We start from the raw sequence: 21,798 nt of genomic DNA on the forward strand, positions 1-21,798 counted from the left end.
AACGGGATTGACTGGAAATAAAGGGATATGATACCTTACTGATAATGATTATCATTATCGCGAAGTCATCATGTGGATACCGGGAGGAGGGCTATCATGCTTCAAAAAGAAAGGCTGCCGAGGGAACGAACCACGTCTGCGAGGAGCCGAAGTCCGAAGAAAAGCCTGATTGAAATCCGCGAGTTTATGAATGAGCACTACAACGAGCCTTTGTCCATCGGACAGTTGGCACAGATGGCCAATATTACCCCCAAATATTTTGTAGATCTATTCAAGAAAACCTACGGTCAGAGCGCGATGGATTATTTGACGGACCTCCGGATTACCCGGGCCAAGCGTTATTTGATGGAATCGGAGGAGCGGCTGCGAGAAATCGCCCAGAAGGTAGGGTACAAGGACGAGTTTTATTTCAGCCGAAAATTCAAGAAGGAGGTGGGCGTATCTCCCTCCGACTATGTCAAAAAAGCCAGGCAGCAAATCGCCGCATGCTCTTCCTCGGTCACCGGCCAACTGCTGGCGCTGAATATTATGCCGGCGGCCGCGCCGCTCGATTCCAAGTGGACTCCTTATTACTATAACGCCTATAAAGAGCGGATCAAGCGACCCCTCAAGCTGACGGACCCTTATACAAGCTGGTCGTTCGAGGAAAATTTGGGGACGCTTGTGCAGGCGCGCCCCGACGCGATTATCGGTACCGACCGGCTCGGCGAGGACGAGAAACGAAAGCTGGAGGACATCGCGCCGTCTTTCTTCGTTTCGGCGGAGCGGGACGGTTGGCGGGAGCAGCTTCGCCTGATCGCCCGGTTCCTGGAGCAAGGGGACAAGGCGGAGCAGTGGATCGCCGGGTACGAACGGCGGGCGGAGCTGGCCCGGACGCACATCGGCGAAGCGCTCGGTGACGACACTATTCTGGTTTTGCGTATTTTCGGGCAAGGTCTCCATGCTTATTGCAACCGCGGCATGGAGGATGTGCTGTGCCGGGATTTAAAGCTGAACTTGGTTTACCGGGCAGAGCCGTCCGGCCACCTGCCGCTTACGATGGAACGGCTTGCGGAGCTGAACCCCGACCGTCTGCTGCTCCTCGTATGTCCCGAGGCCGCTTCGCGGGCGTATTGGCTCGCGCTCCAGCATTCGGCGGCATGGCGTCAGCTCAAAGCCGTCCGAAACGGGCAGGTGCACTTGATTTCCTCGGACCCCTGGTTCGAGTATTCCGCCGTGTCCGTTGCGCGGATGCTGGATGAAGCGCAGCTCTTGTTTACAGGGAATTGTCCAAATTCATTACAGGATAGCGTCCATGGTGCCCGCTTCGGACCATGATGTATAATCCTCGTGAATGAGAATTATTATCAACGAAGGAGAGATACCATGCGTTACATGCTTCATCGATTAAGACTGGCCGGCAGGTTGCCGATGTCCGTCTTGCTGTGTCTCGTCGTGGCGGGTGGACTGCTGGCCGGCTGCGGCACGGCGAACAAGGGAGCAGCCCCTGCGCCGGAGGCCAATACAAACGACAAAAGCGCTGCCGCAGACGGTAAAAGCCAGGCTCCTGCCCAAGAACAGGTCGTCAAGGACGAGCTGGGTCATGAGGTCAAGGTGCCTGCCGCGCCGAAGCGGGTTTTTGCCCCGTATCTGGAAGACTCCTTGTTGAAGCTGGGGATCAAGCCGATCGCCCAATGGTCAAGCGGTTCGCAAGGACAAGATTATTTGCAGCAGGAGCTGAGCGGCGTTCCCCGGCTCGATTTCTCGGGCGGCCCTCCGTCTCCCGAGGTGCTGATGGCTTATAATCCCGATTTGATCATTTTGCAAAATAACAGCTATTCGGGCAACGGCAATTATGAGAAGTACGCCAAGGTTGCGCCGACGTACGCTTTTACGAATGCCTCCGGCGATGTGGAGAAATCGCTTGCGACTCTGGGGAGCCTGCTCGGCAAAACGGCGGAAGCGGAGCAAGCGCTCAAAGCGTATCGCCAGAAAGTGCAGGAAGCCAAGGAGAAGCTGGATCAAGCCGCAAAAGGGAAAAAGGTGGCGGTCATCCGCTTCGCAGCCAGGGGTGTGAGCCTGATGGGCGGGAACTACATGAGCGGGCAGGTCCTATACCAGAAGCTTGGTCTGGGCAAGCCCAAGCTGGTGGAGAAGGAGAATAGCGCCGCCATTTCCCTGGAAATTCTTCCTCAGCTGGATGTGGACTATATTTTCATCATCAATCAATATGGTCAGGGCACGGAGCGGATCAAAGAAATAACGGACAGCCCGATTTGGAAGGCGATGCCTGCCGTCAAGCAGGGACAGGTGTTCGAGGTGAGCGATAAATACTGGCTCGGGAACGGCCTGATCGCTTACGAGAAAATTATAGACGATACGGTCAAGCATTTGGTCAAATAAGCGGAATTCGCCGATGAACGGAAGCGTGGCGGTTCAGAGCGTAAGCATTGAAGGAGATGGAAGCATAGTGGCGTTCAAGCCGAACGAACAAAGCGAAGTAACGCTGAAAGACCTCGCGCGCAGCAAAGTCGATATTTCGTGGGCGGAGCAGTGGATCATGAAATCGCGCGATCATCACCGGAGGTACCAGATCCTCGTGGCGAAGCCTCCGGAGGCACCGCCTCCTGCCGGATTTCCGGTCATTTATTTGCTGGATGCGAATTCGGTATTCGGCACGATGGTGGAAGCCGTGCGGCTGCAAAGCCGGCGGCCGGACAAAACCGGGATCGTCCCGGCGGTTATTGTCGGGATCGGGTATCCGGTGGACGGACCGTTCGCGCCGGAGCGGTTTTACGATCTGACGCCGGCGCCTACGAAGGAATATTTGAACAGAGCGGACAGCACGCCGCTTCCCGAGCAAGGCGGAGCCGCTCATTTCCTGAAATTCATCGAGGAGGAATTAAAGCCGCAAATCGAAGGCGAGTTTCCAGTGGACCGCAGCAGACAGACGATTTTCGGACATTCGCTCGGCGGGTTATTTGTGCTGTATGCGCTGTTTGCGAAGCCGCATGCGTTTCAAAGCTATATCGCAGGCAGCCCTTCGCTTCACTGGAACGAGCCGTTTCTGCTTGAGGCGGAGCGGGAATTTGCGGGAGGATGGCAGCCTGCGGCCAATCGGATCGAGCTGCTGCTCGGCGTAGGCGAGCTGGAGAAGACGCACGTCTCGCGCAATTGCAGCCGTGCGCTGGCGCTCTCGGAGCGGCTGGCAGCATTGTCTGGACGCGGATTGGATGTGGAATATAAGGAGTTTGAAGGCGAGGGGCACGTATCGGTACTGCCCGTGCTGATCAGCCGGGCTTTGCGGCTGGCGCTTCGGCCGAAGCCGTGACGGCGGCTGAGTTTTCGGGAAGGGGATACAGGGGAAGCAAAGACAACGAGATTATGGGAAAGGACGGAGATGAAGAGGTGGAGCTTGGAATCAAAGGAAAAGTCGCGCTCGTCACCGGAGCGGCCCAAGGCATCGGAGAAGCCGTAGCGCGTGCGCTGGCTGAGCTCGGGGCTTCCGTGGCCGTCGTAGACCGCAATGCGGACGGGCTGGGCAGCCTTGCAGCGGAGCTGAATGCTCAGGGCTATCGGGCTGCGGCTTATCCGGCGGACGTCAGCGACAGCTCGGCGGTAGAGGACGCAGTGGAGCGCATCGAGCGGGAGCTTGGGCCCATCGGCATTCTTGTCAATGTCGCCGGGGTGCTCCGGATGGGCGCTATCGAATCGTACAGCGACGAGGACTGGGAGGCGACATTTGCCATCAACACGAAAGGCGTGTTTTACGTATCCCGCGCCGTCGTTCGACGCATGGCTCTCCGCCGATCCGGGGCGATCGTGACCGTAGGGTCGAATGCGGCCGGGGTACCGCGCATGCATATGGCGGCTTATGCGGCCTCCAAGGCGGCGTCGACGGTGTTTACCAAATGTCTGGGGCTGGAGCACGCCCGGCACAATATCCGCTGCAATATCGTCTCGCCGGGCTCGACCGATACGGCGATGCAGCGTCTGCTGTGGACGGATGAATCCGGGGAGCAGGCGGTCATCGCGGGCTCGCCGGAGTCGTTCCGGCTGGGCATTCCGCTCGGGAAGCTGGCCAGACCCTCCGATATTGCGGATGCGGTCGTTTTTCTCGTGTCCGATCGGGCGGGTCATATTACGATGAGCGATTTGTGCATCGATGGCGGTGCAACCTTAGGAAAATAATTTCATTCTAAAGAGAGGAATGATGGACATGGTGAACCTGGAAACGGTTCCTGCCGCATGGGCTTCCGAACTTATCGATATGTACGAAGCCGGCTCGTCGTTTTTCCTGGCCTCGCCGCAGCGTACGCTGCTGGCGAAAGGAGAGGCGGCCAGGCTGTCCGTGCAGGGAGGCGCGGATCGGCTCAAAAGCTTGCCGCAGCAGGTGGCCGAGCTGCTGGCCCGCACGCAATTTTCCGGAGGGGCGCCTTCCGTTGTCGTGGGAGCGATCCCCTTCGATCCTGCGAAGCCTGCGGAGCTGATTGTACCGCAGTCCGCCCGGTGGGCCGGCAAACTGCAGCTTAACGGCGAGGATGCGGAAAGGCAGCCCGACGCCTCGGACTATAAGCTGCGCCCCGTGCCGGCGCCGGAAGTCTACGAGCAGAGCGTGAGCCGGGCGTTGGCGCGTTTTCAGAAGGGGGACCTCCGCAAGGTCGTTCTTGGGAGAACCTTGCATCTGACGCTGCCTGTGAAGGTCGATGTCCGCCGGCTTCTCCGCAACTTGGCCCGGCATAATCCGCACGGCTATACGTTTGCGGTGAACTTGGCCCCGGGAGAAACCCGGGCCGCTTGGACTCCGGATGAACCGAACGGTCAGGAGCCGCGAACGCTGATCGGCGCCAGCCCGGAGCTGCTTGTGACGAGAACGGGAGGGCGGCTGAAGGCGAATCCGCTCGCAGGCTCCGCACCCCGCAGCAGCGATCCGGTCGAGGATCGGCGGAGGGCGGAGGCGCTGCTCGCTTCGGCCAAGGACCGGCATGAGCATGCGGTCGTGATCGAAGCCGTCGCCGACGCGCTGCGCCCCTATTGCAGCCGCTTGGACGTACCGAGCGAGCCTTCGCTCGTACAGACCTCCACGATGTGGCATCTGTCCACGGTCGTTACCGGAGAGCTGTCCGATCCTTGGGTATCGTCGCTGGAGCTGGCTTTGGCGCTGCACCCGACACCGGCGATTTGCGGGACGCCGACCGATTTGGCGCGGGAAACGATTCGCGATAGCGAGCCGTTCGACCGGGGCTTCTTCACGGGAGCGGTCGGCTGGTGCGATGCGAACGGCGACGGGGAATGGATCGTGACGATTCGCTGCGCTGAGGTGGAAGGTCGCGAGCTGCGGCTGTTCGCGGGCGCGGGGATCGTCGAGGGATCGAGCCCGCAGGCCGAGCTGGCGGAAACGTCTGCCAAATTCCGGACGCTGCTGCAGGCCATGGGTCTCAATCAGCCGCAGCCGGCAGCCGTAAGGGGGGATAAATGATGCGTTCGCAATACCCTACATGGCCGCAAGAGATGGCGGATTTTTACCAGGAGACCGGCTGCTGGCAGGGCGAGACGTTCGGCGAGATGCTGCGCGGGCGCGCCGCCGCTTATGGGGATCGCATCGCGGTCGTCAGCGGAACGAGCCGGATCAGCTACGCCGAGCTGGATGCGAGAGTCGACCGGTTGGCCGCCGGATTTTACAAGCTCGGCATTCGGCAGGACGACAAGGTGATTTTGCAGCTTCCGAATATCGCGGAGTTTATCGAGGTGTGCTTTGCGCTGTTTCGGCTGGGCGCGCTGCCGGTATTCGCACTTCCGCTTCATCGCAGAAGTGAGATCGTTTATTTTTCCGAGTTTACAAATGCGAATGCTTATATTATTCCGGATGTCGAGGCAGGCTTCGATTATCGGGAGCTGGCGGTGCAAGTACAGGAGCAGGTACCGACGCTGCGTCATGTCATTGTAGCCGGCGATCCCGGGAAGTTTACGGCGCTGCGCGACCTGTATGCCGATCCGCTGCCCGATTTGCCGGAGCCAAGCTCCGGGGATGTGGCGTTTCTCCAGCTGTCCGGCGGCAGCACCGGGCTGCCGAAGCTGATTCCGCGCACGCACGACGATTATATCTACAGCTTGCGGATGAGTGCCGAAGTGTGCGCTCTCGACGAGCAGAGCATCTATCTTGCCGTGCTTCCCACGGCCCACAATTATCCGCTGAGCTCCCCGGGCGTGCTGGGCACGCTCTACGCGGGCGGACGCGTCGTGCTGTCCCGCGGCTCCAGCCCGGACGAGGCGTTCCCTCTCATCGAGCGGGAACGCGTCACGATCACCGCCGTCGTGCCTCCGCTGGCTCTCGTATGGCTGGACGCTGCCGAGTCGCGCCGCAGCGACCTCTCGTCGCTTCGGCTGCTGCAGGTCGGCGGGGCCAAGTTCAGCGCGGAGGCCGCCCGTAAGGTGAAGCCGATTTTGGGCTGCACGTTGCAGCAAGTGTTCGGGATGGCGGAAGGGCTGGTCAACTATACCCGGCCGGACGATCCCGAGGAGATTCTGGTGAATACGCAGGGCAGACCGATGTCGCCTTATGATGAGATCCGCATCGTGGATGACGAGGATGAAGAGGTCGCTCCCGGTCAGGTCGGGCATCTGCTGACGCGGGGGCCCTATACGATCCGCGGCTACTACAAAGCCGAAGAACACAACGCCAGAGCGTTTACGGCCGACGGCTTCTACCGCACGGGGGATATGGCCAGAATGACGCCTGAAGGCTATCTTGTCGTCGAGGGCCGGGCCAAAGACCAGATCAACCGCGGCGGCGATAAGGTGGCGGCGGAGGAGGTCGAGAACCATCTCCTCGCGCATCCGGGCGTGCATGACGCCGCCGTCGTTTCGATGCCCGACGCTTTTCTTGGCGAGCGCAGCTGCGCCTTTATCGTACCGTATTCACCGGCGCCTACCCCGGCCGAGCTCAAAGCGTTCCTGAGGGAGCGGGGGCTGGCCGCTTACAAAATCCCGGACCGGGTAGAATTTATGGAGTCGTTCCCCCGGACCGGGGTCGGCAAGATTAGCAAGAAGGCGCTGCGCGAACTAATAGAACAGAAGCAGCAGGCTTTAGCTGCGCCTCCGATAAAATAACGTGAGAAAAGAGGAGATACGATGGCTCTTCCTGCCATAACGCCTTATCCGATGCCGACGGCGTCCGACCTGCCCGCCAACCGGGTGAATTGGACACCCGATCCGAAACGTGCGGTTTTGTTGATTCATGACATGCAGCAGTATTTCGTGGATGCTTTCACGGCAGGGGCATCCCCTGTCATCGAGCTGATGGAGAACATCAGCGCGCTCCGAAACGTTTGCCACGAGTTGGGCATACCGGTCGTCTATTCCGCCCAGCCGGGCGGCCAGACGCTGGAGCAGCGCGGATTGCTGCAGGATTTCTGGGGTCCCGGGATCAATGACGGACCCTATCAGAAGCAAATCGTGAAGGAGCTGCCGCCGGGCGAGCGCGATATCGTGCTGACCAAATGGCGGTACAGCGCCTTTCAGAAGACCGATTTCCGCGCCAGACTGACCCAGCTTGGCCGCGACCAGTTGCTCGTATGCGGCATCTACGCTCATATCGGCTGCCTCATGACTTCATGCGAGGCGTTCATGCAGGAAGTGGAGCCTTTCTTCGTCGCCGATGCGGTGGCGGACTTCTCGCTGGAGAAGCACCGGCTGGCGATCACCTACGCGGCCGAACGCTGCGCGGTCGCCATCACGACGGAACGCTTGATCAAGGCGCTTCGCGGTGAAGCGGGAATCGCAGCAGCCGAGCCGGAAGCTGCATCGGAAGCGGCTCCTGCGGCGGAAAGCGGGACGTTGACGAAGGACGGCTTGCGGGAGCTGGTGGCGGACTTGCTGCAGGAAGCTCCGTCGTCCCTTGCGGAGAACGACAACTTGATTACGCAGTGGGGCCTGGATTCGATTCGCATCATGAGCCTGGCGGAACGGTGGCGGCGGTCCGGGGCGGAAGTCACTTTCGTGGAGCTGGCGGAGCGTCCGACGCTGGCCGATTGGTGGGCTCTGCTGTCCGCTCGCTTGAGCAAGGCTTTGCCGAACGGAGATTATATTACGACATGAAGGAGGGTGCGCATATGTCCGAAGCTCGGCAGGCTCGCCAGCCGTTGACGGGGGCGCAGCTGGGGATTTGGTTCGCCCAGCAGCTTGACCCCGAGAGCCCGATGTTCAATACGGGGGAATACATCGATATTCGCGGAGCTGTAGACCCGGTGCGTTTCGAAGCGGCGCTGCGTCAAACGGTGGCGGAGGCGGAAACGCTGCATCTTCGCTTCGGCGAAGACGGGGGCGGGCCTTGGCAGCGTCTTGAGCCGTCGTCGGACTGGATGCTGCATCATATGGACTTCAGCGGAGCAGACCATCCGCTGGAAGCGGCGGAGGCTTGGATGAGACAGGACTTGGCCGAGCCGATGGACCTGACGCGCGGACCGCTGTTTACGCAAGCGTTGTTCAAGCTGGCCCCGGACCGGTTTCTCTGGTATCAGCGCATCCATCACCTCGTGATCGACGGCTACAGCTTTTCGTTGCTGGCCCAGAGAGCCGCTCAACTGTATACCGCCTTCTTCCAGGAGCAGCCGCCCGGGCCGGGAGCCTTCGGCGCGCTGCAATCGATTCTCCAGGAGGATGAGGCTTATCGGGCTTCGGAGCAGCAGGAGCGGGACCGGGCCTTCTGGCTTGCACGCTTCGCCGACGCGCCGGAAGCGGTGAGTCTGGGCAGCCGGACGGCCAGAGCCGGGGCGGGCTTCCTGCGCCGGACCGCGCAGCTGTCGCCGGACGATGCGTCCGCGCTGCGGGATGCGGCCGACCGAACGGGAACGACTTGGCCCGATGTCGTGATCGCGGCGACGGCGGCTTACGTGCACCGGATGACCGGGGCCGACGATGTAATTCTCGGTCTGCCCATGATGTGCCGTTTGGGCTCGGCTTCGCTGCGCATTCCGGGCATGGTCATGAACCTGCTGCCGCTGCGTTTGGCCGTACGGCCCGAGATGCCGCTGTCCGAGCTGCTGCGCCAAGTTTCGCGGGAGGTTCGCGAGGCCCGGCGCCACCAGCTGTACCGGCAGCAGGATATGCGGCGGGAGCTGAAGCTGCTCGGGGAAAACCGCCGCTTGTTCGGGCCGATGGTCAACGTGATGCCGTTCGACTATCGGCTGAGCTTTGCCGGCTGCCCCGGAATTCCGCATAATCTGTCTGCCGGGCCTGTGGACGATCTGTCGATCCACGTCTATGACCGGTCGGACGGAAGCGGGCTGCGGGTAGACTTCGACGGAAATCCGGCGGTGTACGGGGCGGAAGAGCTGGCGGCCCATCAACGGCGGTTTCTTGGCTGGCTGGAGCGCCTTGCCTCGGCCGATCCCGGACAGCCGATCTCGCAGATCGACATGCTGCTGCCCGAGGAACGGGAACAGGTGCTCATCGGATGGAATGAAACGGCCCGCGAATTGCCGGAAGCCTCCACGTCCGCGATGGTCGAGGTCCAAGCGGCCCGTACGCCGGATGAGGTCGCCGTCGTTTTCGAGGACACGGTCCTCACGTACGCCGAATTGAACCGGCGCGCCAACCGGCTGGCTCATGCGCTGATCTCGCGGGGCGTCGGTCCGGAAGGCATCGTGGCGCTGCTGCTGCCGCGGTCGGTGGAAGCGGTTGTGGCGGTTCTGGCCGTCCATAAAACCGGCGCCGCCTATTTGCCGCTGGACCCCGACTATCCGCAGGACCGGTTGGCCTACATGCTTCAAGACGCCGCCCCTCTGTGCGTTCTGACGGACAGGGAAACGGCTTCCCGGCTGCCTTCCGAAGCGGCAGGGCCTCTTCTGGTGCTTGACGAGCCTGCTGCCGAAGCGCATCTGCTGCGCCAGCCGGAAACTTCTCCCGGCGACGAGGACCGTACCGGCCGTCTGTCGCCTCTTCACCCTGCCTATATTCTTTACACGTCGGGCTCAACCGGCAAGCCGAAGGGCGTGATTGTGACCTTCGGCAGCTTGACCAACCTGCTTACGGCTATGCAGGACAAATTCCGGCTGACCGTCCGGGACCGGCTGCTGTCGGTGACGACGATTGCTTTTGACATTTCGGTGCTTGAAATGTTCCTGCCTCTTACGACGGGGGCCCGGATCGTTATCGCTCCGAAGCCGGTGATCATGGACCCGCCTGCGCTGGCGAGGATGATTCATGACTCGGGGGCTACGATCATGCAGGCGACGCCGACCTTATGGCAGGCGCTCGCGTCGAGCAAGCCCGAGCCGTTCCCCGGCCTGCGGATCATCACGGGCGGCGAGGCGTTTCCGCTGGGGCTGAAGCTCGCGATGCAGTCGCTCGGCTGCGAGGTGCATAACCAATACGGACCGACGGAAACGACGATCTATTCCACTGCCGGGCGCCTGGGAGATGAGCGAACGGGAACGCCGCCGATCGGCGGGCCGATTGCGAACACGCGGGCCTATGTGCTCGATACGGGGCTGTCTCCGGTACCGCCGGGCGTAGCGGGCGATCTGTATCTAGCAGGGGCGGGACTGGCCCGGGGCTATTTGGGCCGGCCGGACCTGACGGCCGAGCGATTCGTAGCCGATCCTTTCGGACCGCCCGGCGGCCGGATGTACCGTACGGGCGATCTTGCGAGATGGCTTGAGGACGGGACCCTCGATTACATAGGACGCGCCGATCATCAGATCAAGATTCGCGGATTTCGGGTGGAGCTCGGCGAAATCGAGTCGCTGCTCTCGCGGCATCCGGCCATCGATCAAGTTACGGTCGTCGCGCGGGAGGACCGGCCCGGGGATAAACGGCTTGTCGCTTATTTCACGGCGAATGCCCCGGAAGGCCCCGATCCGGCGGAGCTTCGGCAGTATGTGGCCGAAGAGATGCCCGATTATATGGTGCCTTCCGTCTTCGTACCGTTGGCCGCCATGCCGTTGACGCCCAATAAAAAAATCGACCGCAAGGCGCTGCCTGCCCCGGATTTCCACGCAGCCGTCAGCCGCAGTCCGAGAACGCCGCAGGAGGAACTGCTGTGCGGCTTGTTCGCGGAGGTGCTCGGCCTGGCGAAGGCGGGCATCGACGACGACTTCTTCGGGCTCGGCGGCCATTCCCTGCTGGCGGGGCGGATCGTGGCCCGTATCCGGGAAGTGTTTGGCGTGGAATTCGGCATCGGGGGCCTCTTCGAGTCGCCTACCGTGGCCGGTCTTGCCAAGCGTCTCGATCAGGCGCAGGCTGCCAGACCGGCCGTGCGTCCGGCCGAGCGACCGGAGGCAGTCCCGCTTTCTTTTGCCCAGAACCGGCTGTGGTTTCTGTATCGTCTGGAAGGCCCGAGTCCAACCTACAATATTCCGTTGGTGGCCCGGCTGTCCGGTCCGTTAAACGTAGCTGCGCTGGAAGAAGCACTCGGCGATGTGGTAAGCCGGCACGAGACGCTGCGCACGATTTTCCCGGATACGCAGGGTTCCTCACAGCAGCTCATTCTGGATGCGGCGGCTGCCAAGCCCCGGCTGCTGGTGACCGAAGTCCGCGAAGACGAGCTGTCCGAGCGGTTGGCAGAGGCGGTGCGCTACGGCTTCCGGCTCGCCGAGGAGCCTTCGCTTCGCGCCGAATTGTTCGTGCTCGGCGAGAACGAATACGCCCTGCTGCTGCTTCTTCACCATATCGCGGGCGACGGCTGGTCGTTGGTGCCGCTCACCCGCGAGCTGTCCGCCGCCTACGCTGCCCGTCTGCGGGGCGAATCGCCCGCTTGGGCTCCGCTGCCGGTGCAATATGCCGACTATGCGATCTGGCAGGAGCGGCTGCTTGGCAGCGAGGGCGATGCCGACAGCTTGATTGCGAAACAGCTCGCCTACTGGACCCGGACGCTGCAGGGCTTGCCGGACGAGCTGACGCTGCCGACCGACCGTCCGAGGCCTGCGGCAGCAAGCTACCGGGGCGGGGTTGTCCGCTTCCGGATCGGGAGCGAGCTGAACCTCCGGCTTGCGGAGCTTGCCCGAGAAAGCAAGGCCAGCTTGTTCATGGTGCTGCAGTCTGCGCTGGCGACGCTGCTTACCCGGCTCGGCGGCGGGACGGATATCCCGATCGGCAGTCCGATTGCGGGGCGGAGCGACGATGCGCTGGACGGCCTAATCGGCTTGTTCATCAATACGTTGGTGCTTCGCACTGATACGTCCGGCGATCCGTCCTTCCGCGAGCTGTTGGCCCGCGTCCGCAAGGCGAGTCTGGACGCATACGAGCATCAGGATGTGCCTTTCGAGCGTCTGGTCGAGGTGCTGAATCCCGTACGTTCTCGGGCCCGTCATCCGCTGTTCCAGATGATGCTGGTGCTGCAAAATACGCCGGATGCCGCGCTGGAGCTGCCTGAAGTGTCAGCACGTCTCCAATTGGATAGCCCCGGCACGTCCAAGTTCGATCTGACCTTGGAGCTGAACGAGCGACGCAGGCCGGATGGCACGCCGGACGGTCTGGAGGGGCTTCTGGAGTACAGCTCCGATCTGTTCGAGCGCAGCACGGTGGAAAAGCTGGCAGCGAGGTTTGTGCAGGTGCTGGAGGGAGCGGCGGCCGAGCCGGATCAGTCGATCGGACGGCTGGATATTTTGATTCCTGACGAACGCAGCAGCCTGCTGGCAGAGTGGCGTGAGCCGCTGCCCGCGACGCCGGGGGCTCATCTGCCTGCACTGTTCGAGGCGCAGGCTGCCCGTACTCCTGATTCGGCGGCCGTTGTCTACGAGGAGGAGAGCCTCGACTATGCGGAGCTGAACAGCCGCGCCAATCGACTGGCGCATCTGCTGATCGCCGAAGGCGTCGGCCCCGAGCAGATGGTGGCGTTGGCGCTGCCGCGCTCGATAGAGATGGTAGTCGGCGTACTGGCCGTGCTGAAGGCCGGGGCTGCGTACTTGCCGCTGGACCCGGATTATCCGTCCGACCGGCTAGCTTATATGCTGGAGGACGCCAGACCGGTGTATGTCGTCACAAGCGAAGCCGGGGCTCAGGGCTTGCCGGATACCGGCAGCCTGCCGCGTCTGGTGCTGGATGCGCCGGACACGGCGGAACGGCTAAGGGCGTATTCGCCGGATAACCCCGGCGACCGCGATCGCAGAGGGCCGCTGTCGCCGCTCAGCCCTGCGTATATGATCTATACCTCGGGCTCGACGGGTAAGCCGAAGGGCGTCGTGATTCCGCATCAGAACGTCATACGGTTGTTTGCCTCGACGCAGCATTGGTTCGGTTTCGGTTCGGAGGATGTCTGGACGCTGTTCCATTCGTATGCTTTCGATTTTTCCGTATGGGAAATCTGGGGACCGCTTCTCCATGGCGGCCGCCTCGTGGCGGTGCCGCACACGGTCAGCCGGTCGCCCGCGGAGTTCCTGCAATTGCTCGTTCGGGAGCGGGTTACGGTGCTGAATCAGACGCCGTCGGCGTTTTATCAGCTGATGCAGGCGGACCGCGAGCAGCCGTCGCTGGGCGGGGAGCTGGCTCTGCGCTACGTCGTCTTCGGCGGCGAGGCACTGGAGCTCGGACGGCTGGAGGAATGGTATGCGCGCCATCCGGACGATGCCCCGAAATTGATCAACATGTACGGCATTACCGAGACAACCGTGCATGTCAGCTACAAGGAGCTGGACCGCAGCAGCGCCGCTTCGGGGAGCGGAAGCCTGATCGGCGAAGCGATTCCGGATTTGCGGGTCTATGTTCTGGATCAGGCGCTGCAACCCGTACCGCCCGGGGTGGCGGGAGAAATGTATGTCGCCGGCGCCGGGCTGGCTCGTGGCTATTGGGGACGTCCGGGTCTGACGGCGGAGCGCTTCGTGGCCGATCCGTTCGGCGCGCCGGGCTCCCGGATGTACCGCACCGGCGATTTGGCCCGGCGCCTCGCCGATGGCTCGCTGGATTATTTGGGCCGGGCGGATCATCAGGTGAAGATCCGCGGGTTCCGCATCGAGCCGGGCGAGATCGAGGCGGTTCTGGCAAGGCATCCCGGCGTCGCTCAGGTCGCCGTCGTGGTGCGCGAGGATCAGCCGGGCGACAAGCGGCTGGTCGCTTACGTCGTCCCCGCGCCGGACTCGCTTGCCGAGCCTGCCGAGCTGCGCCGGTATGCGGGCGCCAGCCTGCCGGATTACATGGTGCCGTCGGCCGTCATCGGCATGGATGCCCTGCCGCTTACGCCGAACGGCAAGCTGGACCGGAAGGCGCTGCCTGCGCCGGATTGGACCGTCGACCCTGACGGAAGAGGCCCGCGCACGCCGCAAGAAGAAGTGCTGTGCGATTTGTTCGCCGAAGTGCTGGGGCTGCGGCGCGTGGGGATCGACGACGGCTTCTTCGAGCTCGGAGGGCATTCGCTGCTGGCGGTGCGGCTGATGAGCCGCATTCGCGAAGCGATGGGCCGCGATCTCGGCATCGGCGTCCTCTTCGAGACGCCGACGGTTGCCGGGCTTGCGGAGCGGCTGGAAATGGGGACGGATCAATCCGCGCTCCAGGTGCTTCTGCCGCTGCGGGCCCACGGAACCGAGCTGCCGCTCTTCTGCGTGCATCCGGCGGGCGGGCTTAGCTGGTGCTACGCCGGCCTGATGAAGCATCTCGGGATGGAATACCCGATCTACGGCCTACAGGCCCGGGGCATTGCGCAGAGCGAGACGCTGCCACAGACGATGGACGAGATGACGGCGGATTACATTGCGCACATCCGCACGGTGCAGCCAACCGGCCCGTACCGGCTGCTCGGCTGGTCGCTCGGCGGCAACGTGGCGCAAGCCATGGCCGTCCAACTGCAGCAGGAAGGGGAGGAAGTCGAGTTCCTCGCGATGCTGGACGCCTTCCCAAGCCATTATTTGCCGATTCGCGGCGAAGTAGACGAGGAAGAAGCGCTGACCGCGATGCTGGCGCTCGGCGGCTACGACCCGGACAGTCTCGGCGACGTTCCGCTGACCATGGCCGCCGCCATTGAGATTCTGCGCAGCGACGGCAGCGCGCTGGCAAGCTTGGACGAAGCGATTATCCGGAATCTGCGCACGACCTACGAGAATTCGGTCCGTCTGTTAGGGGCGTACGTGCCGAAGCGGTTCGAGGGCGAGCTCTTGTTCTTCCATTCCACGATCATTCCGGACTGGTTCGATCCGATCGATCCGGAGATGTGGCTTCCGTATATTAGCGGGCAGATGGAGCGCTACGATATTGCGTGCCGGCATAAAGACCTGTGCCAGCCCGGACCGCTGACGGAAATCGGACAGCAGATTTCGGTGAAGCTGCAGGCGCTGAAAAGCCGGACAGTCAAAACCTTCAGGGAGGAAATCAAACGATGACCAATCCATTCGAGCGAACGGACAGCGACTACCTGGTGTTGATCAATGACGAGGGGCAGCATTCGCTTTGGCCTGCTTTCATCCCGGTTCCGCAGGGCTGGACTGCAGCGTTCGGGCAGGCTGCACGGGAGGCGTGCCTCGACTACATCGCCGCACACTGGACGGATCTGCGGCCCCGCAGCCTTGATGCCGAGCCTGTCTGCGCCGACACGAAGCAGGGATGAAGGGAGGACCGAGTCCCAAAGTCGTTGTGTGCGTCGTCTACGTCGCCGCCATGTTTATGGCGGCGATGGACGCTACCGTTCTGAACGTTGCGCTGGGCACCATCAGCCGGGAGCTGAACATACCGCCGGCGGCTTCCGGGGCGCTCAACGTTGGCTATCTGGCAAGCCTTGCTCTCGTCCTGCCGGTAGCCGGCTGGCTCGGAGACCGCTGGGGAAGTAAACGGATACTGCTGCTGGCGCTCGGTTTGTTCACCGGGGCTTCCGCCTTGTGCGGGTTGGCCGACGGTCTGGCGGAGCTTACCGCGTACCGGGTGCTGCAAGGCATCGGCGGCGGCTTGCTGACGCCCGTCGGCATGGCGATGCTGTTCCGGGCCTTCCCGCCGCAGGAGCGGGCCAAGGTATCGCGGGCGCTAGTGCTGCCCATTGCCGCAGCGCCAGCGCTAGGGCCGATCGTCAGCGGCTTGTTGACGGACCAGTTCTCCTGGCGCTGGATTTTCTACATCAATCTCCCGGTCGGTATTCCGATTCTGCTGTTCGGACTGCTGTATCTCAAGGAGCATAAGGAACCGGAAGCCGGCCGGCTGGATCTGCCGGGCTTCCTGCTCTCCGCTCCCGGCATGGCGCTGACGATGTACGCCCTCAGCCAAGGACCGGTCCTCGGCTGGCACTCGCCTTGGATCGCGGGCACCGGACTCTTGGGCTTGCTGTTGCTGGCCGCTCTCGTCGTGGTCGAGCTGCGCGCGCCGAAGCCGATGCTCGATTTGCGTCTGCTGCGCGACAGGCTGTTCCGCACGGCGGGGCTCGTCGGCATGTGCTCGGCCGCCGGCCTGCTGGGCATGCTCTACATCTTCCCGCTGATGTACCAATATGTACTGGGCGCATCAGCGCTTGAGACCGGGCTGACGACGTTTCCGGAAGCGCTGGGGCTGATGGTGTCGTCCCAGCTCGTGCCTTGGTCTTATCGGAAGCTCGGCCCCAAACGGCTCATCATGACGGGGCTGCTCTGCACGATGGCGATCTTCGTGCTGCTGAGCTTCGTTCACGAGGGCACCGATCCATGGCTGATCCGCGGGCTGCTGTTCGGCGTGGGCGTCTGCTTGGGCCATACGGTCGGCGCGGTGCAGATCGCCTCGTTTGCCAATATCTCCCCTTCGTCGATGGGGCGCGCATCGACCTGGTTCTCGGTCCAGAACCGGCTTGGCTCCGCGATCGGTCTTGCGCTGCTGTCCGGCATTCTCGCAGCCGTAGGCACGGGAGCGGCGAACGCTGCCGGAGTCATGGAGCCGAATTTGACGGCTTACCGGTCCGCCCTATTAGGAGCGGCAGGCTTTCTGCTGTTCGGTCTGTGGTTTGCGTCCGGCATCCGCGATTCCGATGCCGCCGCAACGCTCCGCAAACGGGGAGCCCCGGTCAAGGCTGGGGGAGAGCGAAGCTCCCCTGCCGAAGGGTAATGTATACGAACAAGATTGCCGACGATCCGGCCCCAAAAGCCGGGGTTGCGGCAATCTTTTTATTTATGGCCAAGAAACGATCACGATACCGGCGAAGGTGCAGCCTACCCCAACCCATTGATTCCAAGCCGGCTTTTCGCCTCCCGCAAACACTCCCCACAGCAAAGTGACGATGGCAAACAGCGAAGTTGCCGTAATGACGATGGAGGTGTCCTCCAGTCCCAAGCCGGCGTTGTAGCTGACAAGAGCGACCGCATCCAGAATGCCGACGATGGCGACCAGTCCGGCACTACTCTTGCCCGGAGGAGCGAGCCTGATCTTAAGCAGCCGGTAAAGGACCGGAAGCAGGATCGTCGCCTGCAGCCGCCCGATCCAGACGGTCAACAGACCACCGAGCGCTTCCTGCGCGAACCGGAGTCCGAAGAAGGCCGCACCGAGAAACAGCGAGGCCAGGATGGCCCAAAGCACTCCGCTTGCCAACGCAGTGCCGGACCGCTGTTTCGACTTCCCGAACCATACCATGGATGCCAGTATGACTCCCGACAACGTCATGACGATGCCGAGCCAAGTCCCCGCGCCCAATCGTTCTCCGGCCAGCACGGCCAGAACGACGGTCACGACCGAGAAGCTGGAGGCGACAGGCGCGACGACGGCGGAGCTTCCGGTACGCAGGCCTTGATACAGAAAAAGAATTCCGATCAGATCGACCACCATCCAGAGGCTGGCTGCGGCAGCATGCTGGAGCGACAGCAGAGCATGCCACTGTCCCTTCCAGAAGACGGCGGCCGTCAAGAAGAGGAGGCCGACGAGCTGCATATAAAAGAGAGTGGAAAATACGCCGATTTTTTTGCTCGATTTTCCCGCGAAGAAATCGGCCGTTCCGAAGGATAAAGCCGACACAAGCCCGAGAAGCATGCCGTTCATGAAAGCTCCCTCCTTTTCGAAAAAATATAGTTGTATAATCAATTATTTCTCATGCAATTAAATTAACACGGTTTAGTTGCTCCGTCAACGCGGAATCAAGTATGATGAAGTTAACCGATGTTCAGGAGGAAGAACGGGATGCACCGACTTGAGGAAGACCAGCTTGCGGCTTGGCGGGCTTTTGTCAATGCCCATGCCGCCGTGATTAAACGAATCGAAGCCGATTTATCGGATCAACGAAGAGAGCCGCTTACGACGTATGATGTTTTGGTAGCCCTGTACCAGTCGCCGGACAAAAAGCTGCGGATGAGCGATTTGGCCAATAAAGTCGTGTTAACCCGAAGCGGACTGACCCGGGTGATCGAGCGATTGGAACGGGAAGGGCTCGTCGAAAGGGAACGGACGGAGGAAGACCGGCGGGGAGCCTTTGCCGTACTGACCAGGGAAGGGAAGCGGGAATTTCTCCGAACGTGGCCGGTTTATTCGGAGGGGATTTACAATTACTTCGTAAGCGTGCTGGACGAAGAGGAGCGGAAGGCCGTTGAGAAGGCCATGACGAAGGTTTCCGAGGCGCTGAAAAAAGGAGAAGTCTAACGAAATTTACAGACCGGACGGACAAGCGGACGCATTTACAAAACCGAACGAAAACACGGCATGGAGCAAGCGGCGAGCTGCTCTTTTTTGTTTTTGTTTCACGTTTTAATTTCATCAATATTTTTGTGAGTTTTTTGAGAGGCTGAAATGATAGAATGACCGTAGGACGGCATTCCATGGGAAGGAGATAAGAAATGACAAGCGCACATTACCGCAAGCTCATCATGATCGGCTTGATCTTTTCGCTTTCCATGGCGCTATTCGTCGCGATTTACGCCCAGACGATCCCGAATGGAAACACTCCGCCAGCCAAGCGGGGGGTGCAGGATTTGTCCGGCTGGGATTTTCACCGGCAGGGCTTGGCCGTCTTGGACGGGGAGTGGGAGTTTTACGAAGGGCGGCTGCTGGAGCCTGCCGATTTTCAGCGGGGGCCGCTCGCCGGGGTCTCTTACGTATCCGTGCCCGGCACGTGGAAAGGGGAGCAAAAAGCCGACGGCATCAGCAAGGAGGGCTTCGGGACGTACCGGCTGAAAGTGATCGTTCCGGCTGCGGACGAAGTGTTCGGTCTAAAAATAAGAAGCATCCGGATGTCCCACCGCCTGTTCGTCAATGGAAAGGCCGAAGGGGGCAGCGGATATCCCGCAGCAGACGGAGCCGTGCATCAACCGGGCAATACGCCTTATACCTCATTTTTTCACACGAATGGGCGCGAAATCGAAATTGTGGTTCAAGTGGCCAATCACGTGTACGCCAACGGCGGTATCGTCAATTCGATCCAATTCGGATTGCACGGGGATATGACGAAGCTCAACAGCATTCAGATCGGCACCGACATTGCGTCCATCTTTATTTTGGGCATATTCGGAGCGTACCATCTCAGCTTCTACTATTTGGGCAGAAGGGATAAAACGTATTTATTCAGCGGCCTGTATTTGTTGACTCTTTTGCTGCAGCAGACGCTGATCGGCGAGAAAATTTTTATGAGGCTGCTGCCTTGGGTTCCTTTCGAGATCGCCTACAAGCTGATCGATTTAAGCGAATTTTTCGGCGGGATTGTCATTGTCCTGTTCTTCTGCTCCATCGACGTTCGTTTGCTGAAATCCCGCACCATCGGCCGAATGCTGGCCCCGATCGTTGTTTACATGGTGGCCGTGGTCGTTCTGCCCTATCGTATGCATAGCGAGATCAAGCCTTTATTTTTATTGTATATGGGCGTTGTCTCCCTGTTTCTCCTTGGTCGAATGATCTATCTGTATACCCGCAAAGAACGGGATGCGGCCAACCGGAAGGAATTGACCCTGTTTATCGGGGGGATCGTCTCGCTGACGGTCTTTATGATCGACAGTATTCTTTACACGGTGAATATGATTCCGACCGACTTACTGGGAAAAGTGGGCATTGCCTGCTTCATTGGATTCATCAACATGCTGCTTGCTGTACGGTTCGCCAATGCCTATGAGAAGACGGAGGCACTTTCGCATCAGCTGGCGGTTTCCAATCAGCTTAAGGACGAATTTTTGGCGCAGACGTCCCACGAGATCAAGACGCCCCTGCACGGCATCATGAACATGACGGCGTATTTGCTGGATGACGAGGAGCGCAATTTATCTGCGAAGCAAAAACAAAACTTGTGGCTCATCAAGGATACGTCCGTCAAACTGTCGATGCTGATTCACGATCTGATTGACGTCAGCCGGTTGAAGCACGGAGAGCTGCGGCTGCAGCTAACCGTCGTGGATGTGAGGGTCGTGGTGCAAATCGTGTTCGATGTGCTGCAGTTCGAGCTTTTGGGCAAGGAAGTACGGCTTGATAATCAAGTCGGTACCGATGTTTGGGTGCGGGCGGACGAAAACCGGCTGCGTCAGGTCATGTACAACCTCGTGCATAACGCGATCAAGCATACAAGTCAAGGGACGGTCCGGGTAAGGTCTAGTATGCTCGGCGGCACGGTATCGATCTTCGTCGAGGATACGGGAACGGGGATAGCCCCGGATAAGCACGAAGCCGTCTTCGATTATTTCGAGCAGCCGGGTCAGCCGCTCCCGCAGGACGGATACACCGGGATGGGCGTCGGCTTGTACATCAGCCGGAAGCTGGTGGAGCGAATGGAAGGGGAAATCCGGGTAGATTGGTCGGAGGTCGGTCAAGGCACGAGGATGATGTTTACTTTGCCGGGCGTGGAGCGGATTCCGGCTTATCGCGAAGCGGCGTATACGACTTCGGAGCCGCAGCGCGTCGCTTCCGGCAGCGTGCCGCTGGACGTCCGGGATCAGCCGGGCCGCACGATTATGATCGTCGACGACGAGGCTTCGAATATTCATCTTTTGCTTAACCTTCTGAAGCAGCACAAATATAACGTACTGACGGCGTTTTCCGCCAGAGAAGCGCTGGTCAAGCTGGGCAAGCATCCGCAGGTCGATCTGGTCATTCTGGACGTCATGATGCCGGGCGTGTCCGGGATCGAGCTGTGCCGAATGCTGCGGAATCAGTATTCCATTCTCGATCTGCCTATCTTGTTCGCGACGGCCAAAGATACCCCGCAGGACATTGCTCTCGGCTTCGGAGCCGGGGCGAACGATTATATTACCAAGCCGTTTGTGGCGGAGACGCTGCTCGCAAGAATTCAGACACTGATCGCGATGAAGACGTCGATTCAAGAAGCGATCAAGAGCGAGCATGCGTTTCATCAAGCCCGGATCAAGCCGCATTTTTTATACAATGCCTTGAGCAGCGTCATTTCGTTCTGCTACACGAACGGCGAGAAGGCGGCTTATTTGCTTACGATGCTCAGCCAATATTTGCGCTATATTCTCGAAATGGACCGCTCCGCGCTGTTCGTTCCCCTGTATAGGGAATTGGAGCTGATTCAGGCGTATGTCGAAATCGAAAAGGCGCGCTTCGGCGAACGGTTCCAATTCGAATGCGATGTGGACGAGGTCGATCATGATCATCACATTCCTTCTTTATGCATCCAGCCGTTTGTGGAGAACGCGATTCGGCACGGACTGTTCGAAAAGGAGGGGTTCGGTACGGTTGCGCTCAAGATTCATGAGGGAGAAGGGTACATAAGAGTCGTCGTCGAGGATGACGGCATCGGCATTCCGGACGATCTGCTGTACCGGATGTCCAAGGGCGAGGCGTCGGACGGCGGCATCGCCATTGCGAACATTCGCAAGCGGCTCGATTCGATCCCGGGGGCTACGTTGATCATTAGCTCCGAGCCGGGAAGCGGAACCAAGGTAACGATGTATTTGCCTGTGGGCTCTACCGGGTCGTCCGGCAGCGACGGTTAAACGAAACCGCCGGAAAGCGGATTTT

Annotated in this window: 13 protein-coding genes; 12 read left to right on the plus strand and 1 reads right to left on the minus strand. The window is 60.7% G+C overall.

Annotated elements, in window-relative coordinates:
* Positions 1-96: 96 nt before the first annotated feature.
* The 10 genes from NI000_RS09285 to NI000_RS09330 all read left to right on the plus strand — a co-directional run bounded on the left by NI000_RS09285 (position 97) and on the right by NI000_RS09330 (position 16,962).
* Positions 97-1,317 carry a helix-turn-helix domain-containing protein gene (locus tag NI000_RS09285; protein WP_253409811.1) on the plus strand — a complete coding sequence of 407 codons (1,221 nt, stop codon included), beginning with the start codon at positions 97-99 and terminating at the stop codon, positions 1,315-1,317.
* Between the two features lie 48 nt (positions 1,318-1,365).
* On the plus strand, positions 1,366-2,382 hold the full coding sequence (locus tag NI000_RS09290) for an ABC transporter substrate-binding protein (protein ID WP_253409813.1): 1,017 nt from the start codon (positions 1,366-1,368) through the stop codon (positions 2,380-2,382).
* A gap of 67 nt (positions 2,383-2,449) precedes the next feature.
* On the plus strand, positions 2,450-3,310 hold the full coding sequence (locus NI000_RS09295; protein ID WP_253410184.1) for an alpha/beta hydrolase: 861 nt from the start codon (positions 2,450-2,452) through the stop codon (positions 3,308-3,310).
* Positions 3,311-3,363: 53 nt separating this feature from the next.
* The gene (locus NI000_RS09300) at positions 3,364-4,170 is read left to right on the plus strand and encodes a 2,3-dihydro-2,3-dihydroxybenzoate dehydrogenase (protein ID WP_253409814.1); all 807 of its coding nucleotides are present in this window, start codon (positions 3,364-3,366) and stop codon (positions 4,168-4,170) included.
* A 28-nt stretch (positions 4,171-4,198) separates the two neighbouring features.
* A complete protein-coding gene (gene dhbC / locus NI000_RS09305) occupies positions 4,199-5,458 on the plus strand; it encodes an isochorismate synthase DhbC (protein ID WP_253410186.1) in 1,260 nt (419 codons plus the stop codon).
* Positions 5,458-7,089, plus strand: a complete 1,632-nt coding sequence (locus NI000_RS09310) for a (2,3-dihydroxybenzoyl)adenylate synthase (RefSeq protein WP_253409816.1) — start codon at positions 5,458-5,460, stop codon at positions 7,087-7,089. The genes dhbC and NI000_RS09310 overlap by 1 nt, the downstream gene beginning before the upstream one ends.
* A 21-nt stretch (positions 7,090-7,110) precedes the next feature.
* Positions 7,111-8,076, plus strand: coding sequence for an isochorismatase family protein (locus NI000_RS09315; protein WP_253409817.1), 966 nt, complete (start codon positions 7,111-7,113; stop codon positions 8,074-8,076).
* Positions 8,077-8,090: 14 nt separating this feature from the next.
* Positions 8,091-15,287 carry an amino acid adenylation domain-containing protein gene (locus tag NI000_RS09320; RefSeq protein ID WP_253409819.1) on the plus strand — a complete coding sequence of 2,399 codons (7,197 nt, stop codon included), beginning with the start codon at positions 8,091-8,093 and terminating at the stop codon, positions 15,285-15,287.
* The gene (locus NI000_RS09325; RefSeq protein WP_253409821.1) at positions 15,284-15,511 is read left to right on the plus strand and encodes an MbtH family protein; all 228 of its coding nucleotides are present in this window, start codon (positions 15,284-15,286) and stop codon (positions 15,509-15,511) included. The genes NI000_RS09320 and NI000_RS09325 overlap by 4 nt, the downstream gene beginning before the upstream one ends.
* A complete protein-coding gene (locus NI000_RS09330) occupies positions 15,508-16,962 on the plus strand; it encodes a DHA2 family efflux MFS transporter permease subunit (protein ID WP_253409824.1) in 1,455 nt (484 codons plus the stop codon). Before NI000_RS09325 ends, NI000_RS09330 begins: the two co-directional genes overlap by 4 nt.
* 63 nt (positions 16,963-17,025) lie before the next feature.
* On the opposite strand, the gene NI000_RS09335 is transcribed toward NI000_RS09330, so the two are convergent.
* Positions 17,026-17,886: a DMT family transporter gene (locus NI000_RS09335; protein WP_253409825.1), complete on the minus strand. Its 861-nt coding sequence runs from the start codon at positions 17,884-17,886 to the stop codon at positions 17,026-17,028.
* A gap of 138 nt (positions 17,887-18,024) precedes the next feature.
* On the opposite strand from NI000_RS09335, the gene NI000_RS09340 reads away from it, so the two are divergent.
* Positions 18,025-18,480, plus strand: coding sequence for a MarR family winged helix-turn-helix transcriptional regulator (locus NI000_RS09340; protein ID WP_253409827.1), 456 nt, complete (start codon positions 18,025-18,027; stop codon positions 18,478-18,480).
* 194 nt (positions 18,481-18,674) lie between these two features.
* Complete coding sequence (locus NI000_RS09345; protein WP_253409829.1) at positions 18,675-21,773, plus strand: hybrid sensor histidine kinase/response regulator; 3,099 nt, start codon at positions 18,675-18,677, stop codon at positions 21,771-21,773.
* Positions 21,774-21,798 lie beyond the last annotated feature (25 nt).

The organism is Paenibacillus tyrphae, from assembly GCF_024158745.1.
GTDB classification, from domain to species: domain Bacteria; phylum Bacillota; class Bacilli; order Paenibacillales; family NBRC-103111; genus Paenibacillus_G; species Paenibacillus_G tyrfis_A.

Bases quoted from the DNA above. Each gene is read 5' to 3' on its own strand.
- NI000_RS09285 (WP_253409811.1), top strand. From the start codon at position 97: ATGCTTCAAAAAGAAAGGCTGCCGAGGGAACGAACCACGTCTGCGAGG.
- NI000_RS09290 (WP_253409813.1), top strand. From the start codon at position 1,366: ATGCGTTACATGCTTCATCGATTAAGACTGGCCGGCAGGTTGCCGATG.
- NI000_RS09300 (WP_253409814.1), top strand. From the start codon at position 3,364: ATGGGAAAGGACGGAGATGAAGAGGTGGAGCTTGGAATCAAAGGAAAA.
- dhbC (WP_253410186.1), top strand. From the start codon at position 4,199: ATGGTGAACCTGGAAACGGTTCCTGCCGCATGGGCTTCCGAACTTATC.
- NI000_RS09310 (WP_253409816.1), top strand. From the start codon at position 5,458: ATGCGTTCGCAATACCCTACATGGCCGCAAGAGATGGCGGATTTTTAC.
- NI000_RS09315 (WP_253409817.1), top strand. From the start codon at position 7,111: ATGGCTCTTCCTGCCATAACGCCTTATCCGATGCCGACGGCGTCCGAC.
- NI000_RS09320 (WP_253409819.1), top strand. From the start codon at position 8,091: ATGTCCGAAGCTCGGCAGGCTCGCCAGCCGTTGACGGGGGCGCAGCTG.
- NI000_RS09325 (WP_253409821.1), top strand. From the start codon at position 15,284: ATGACCAATCCATTCGAGCGAACGGACAGCGACTACCTGGTGTTGATC.
- NI000_RS09330 (WP_253409824.1), top strand. From the start codon at position 15,508: ATGAAGGGAGGACCGAGTCCCAAAGTCGTTGTGTGCGTCGTCTACGTC.
- NI000_RS09335 (WP_253409825.1), bottom strand. From the start codon at position 17,886: ATGAACGGCATGCTTCTCGGGCTTGTGTCGGCTTTATCCTTCGGAACG.
- NI000_RS09340 (WP_253409827.1), top strand. From the start codon at position 18,025: ATGCACCGACTTGAGGAAGACCAGCTTGCGGCTTGGCGGGCTTTTGTC.
- NI000_RS09345 (WP_253409829.1), top strand. From the start codon at position 18,675: ATGACAAGCGCACATTACCGCAAGCTCATCATGATCGGCTTGATCTTT.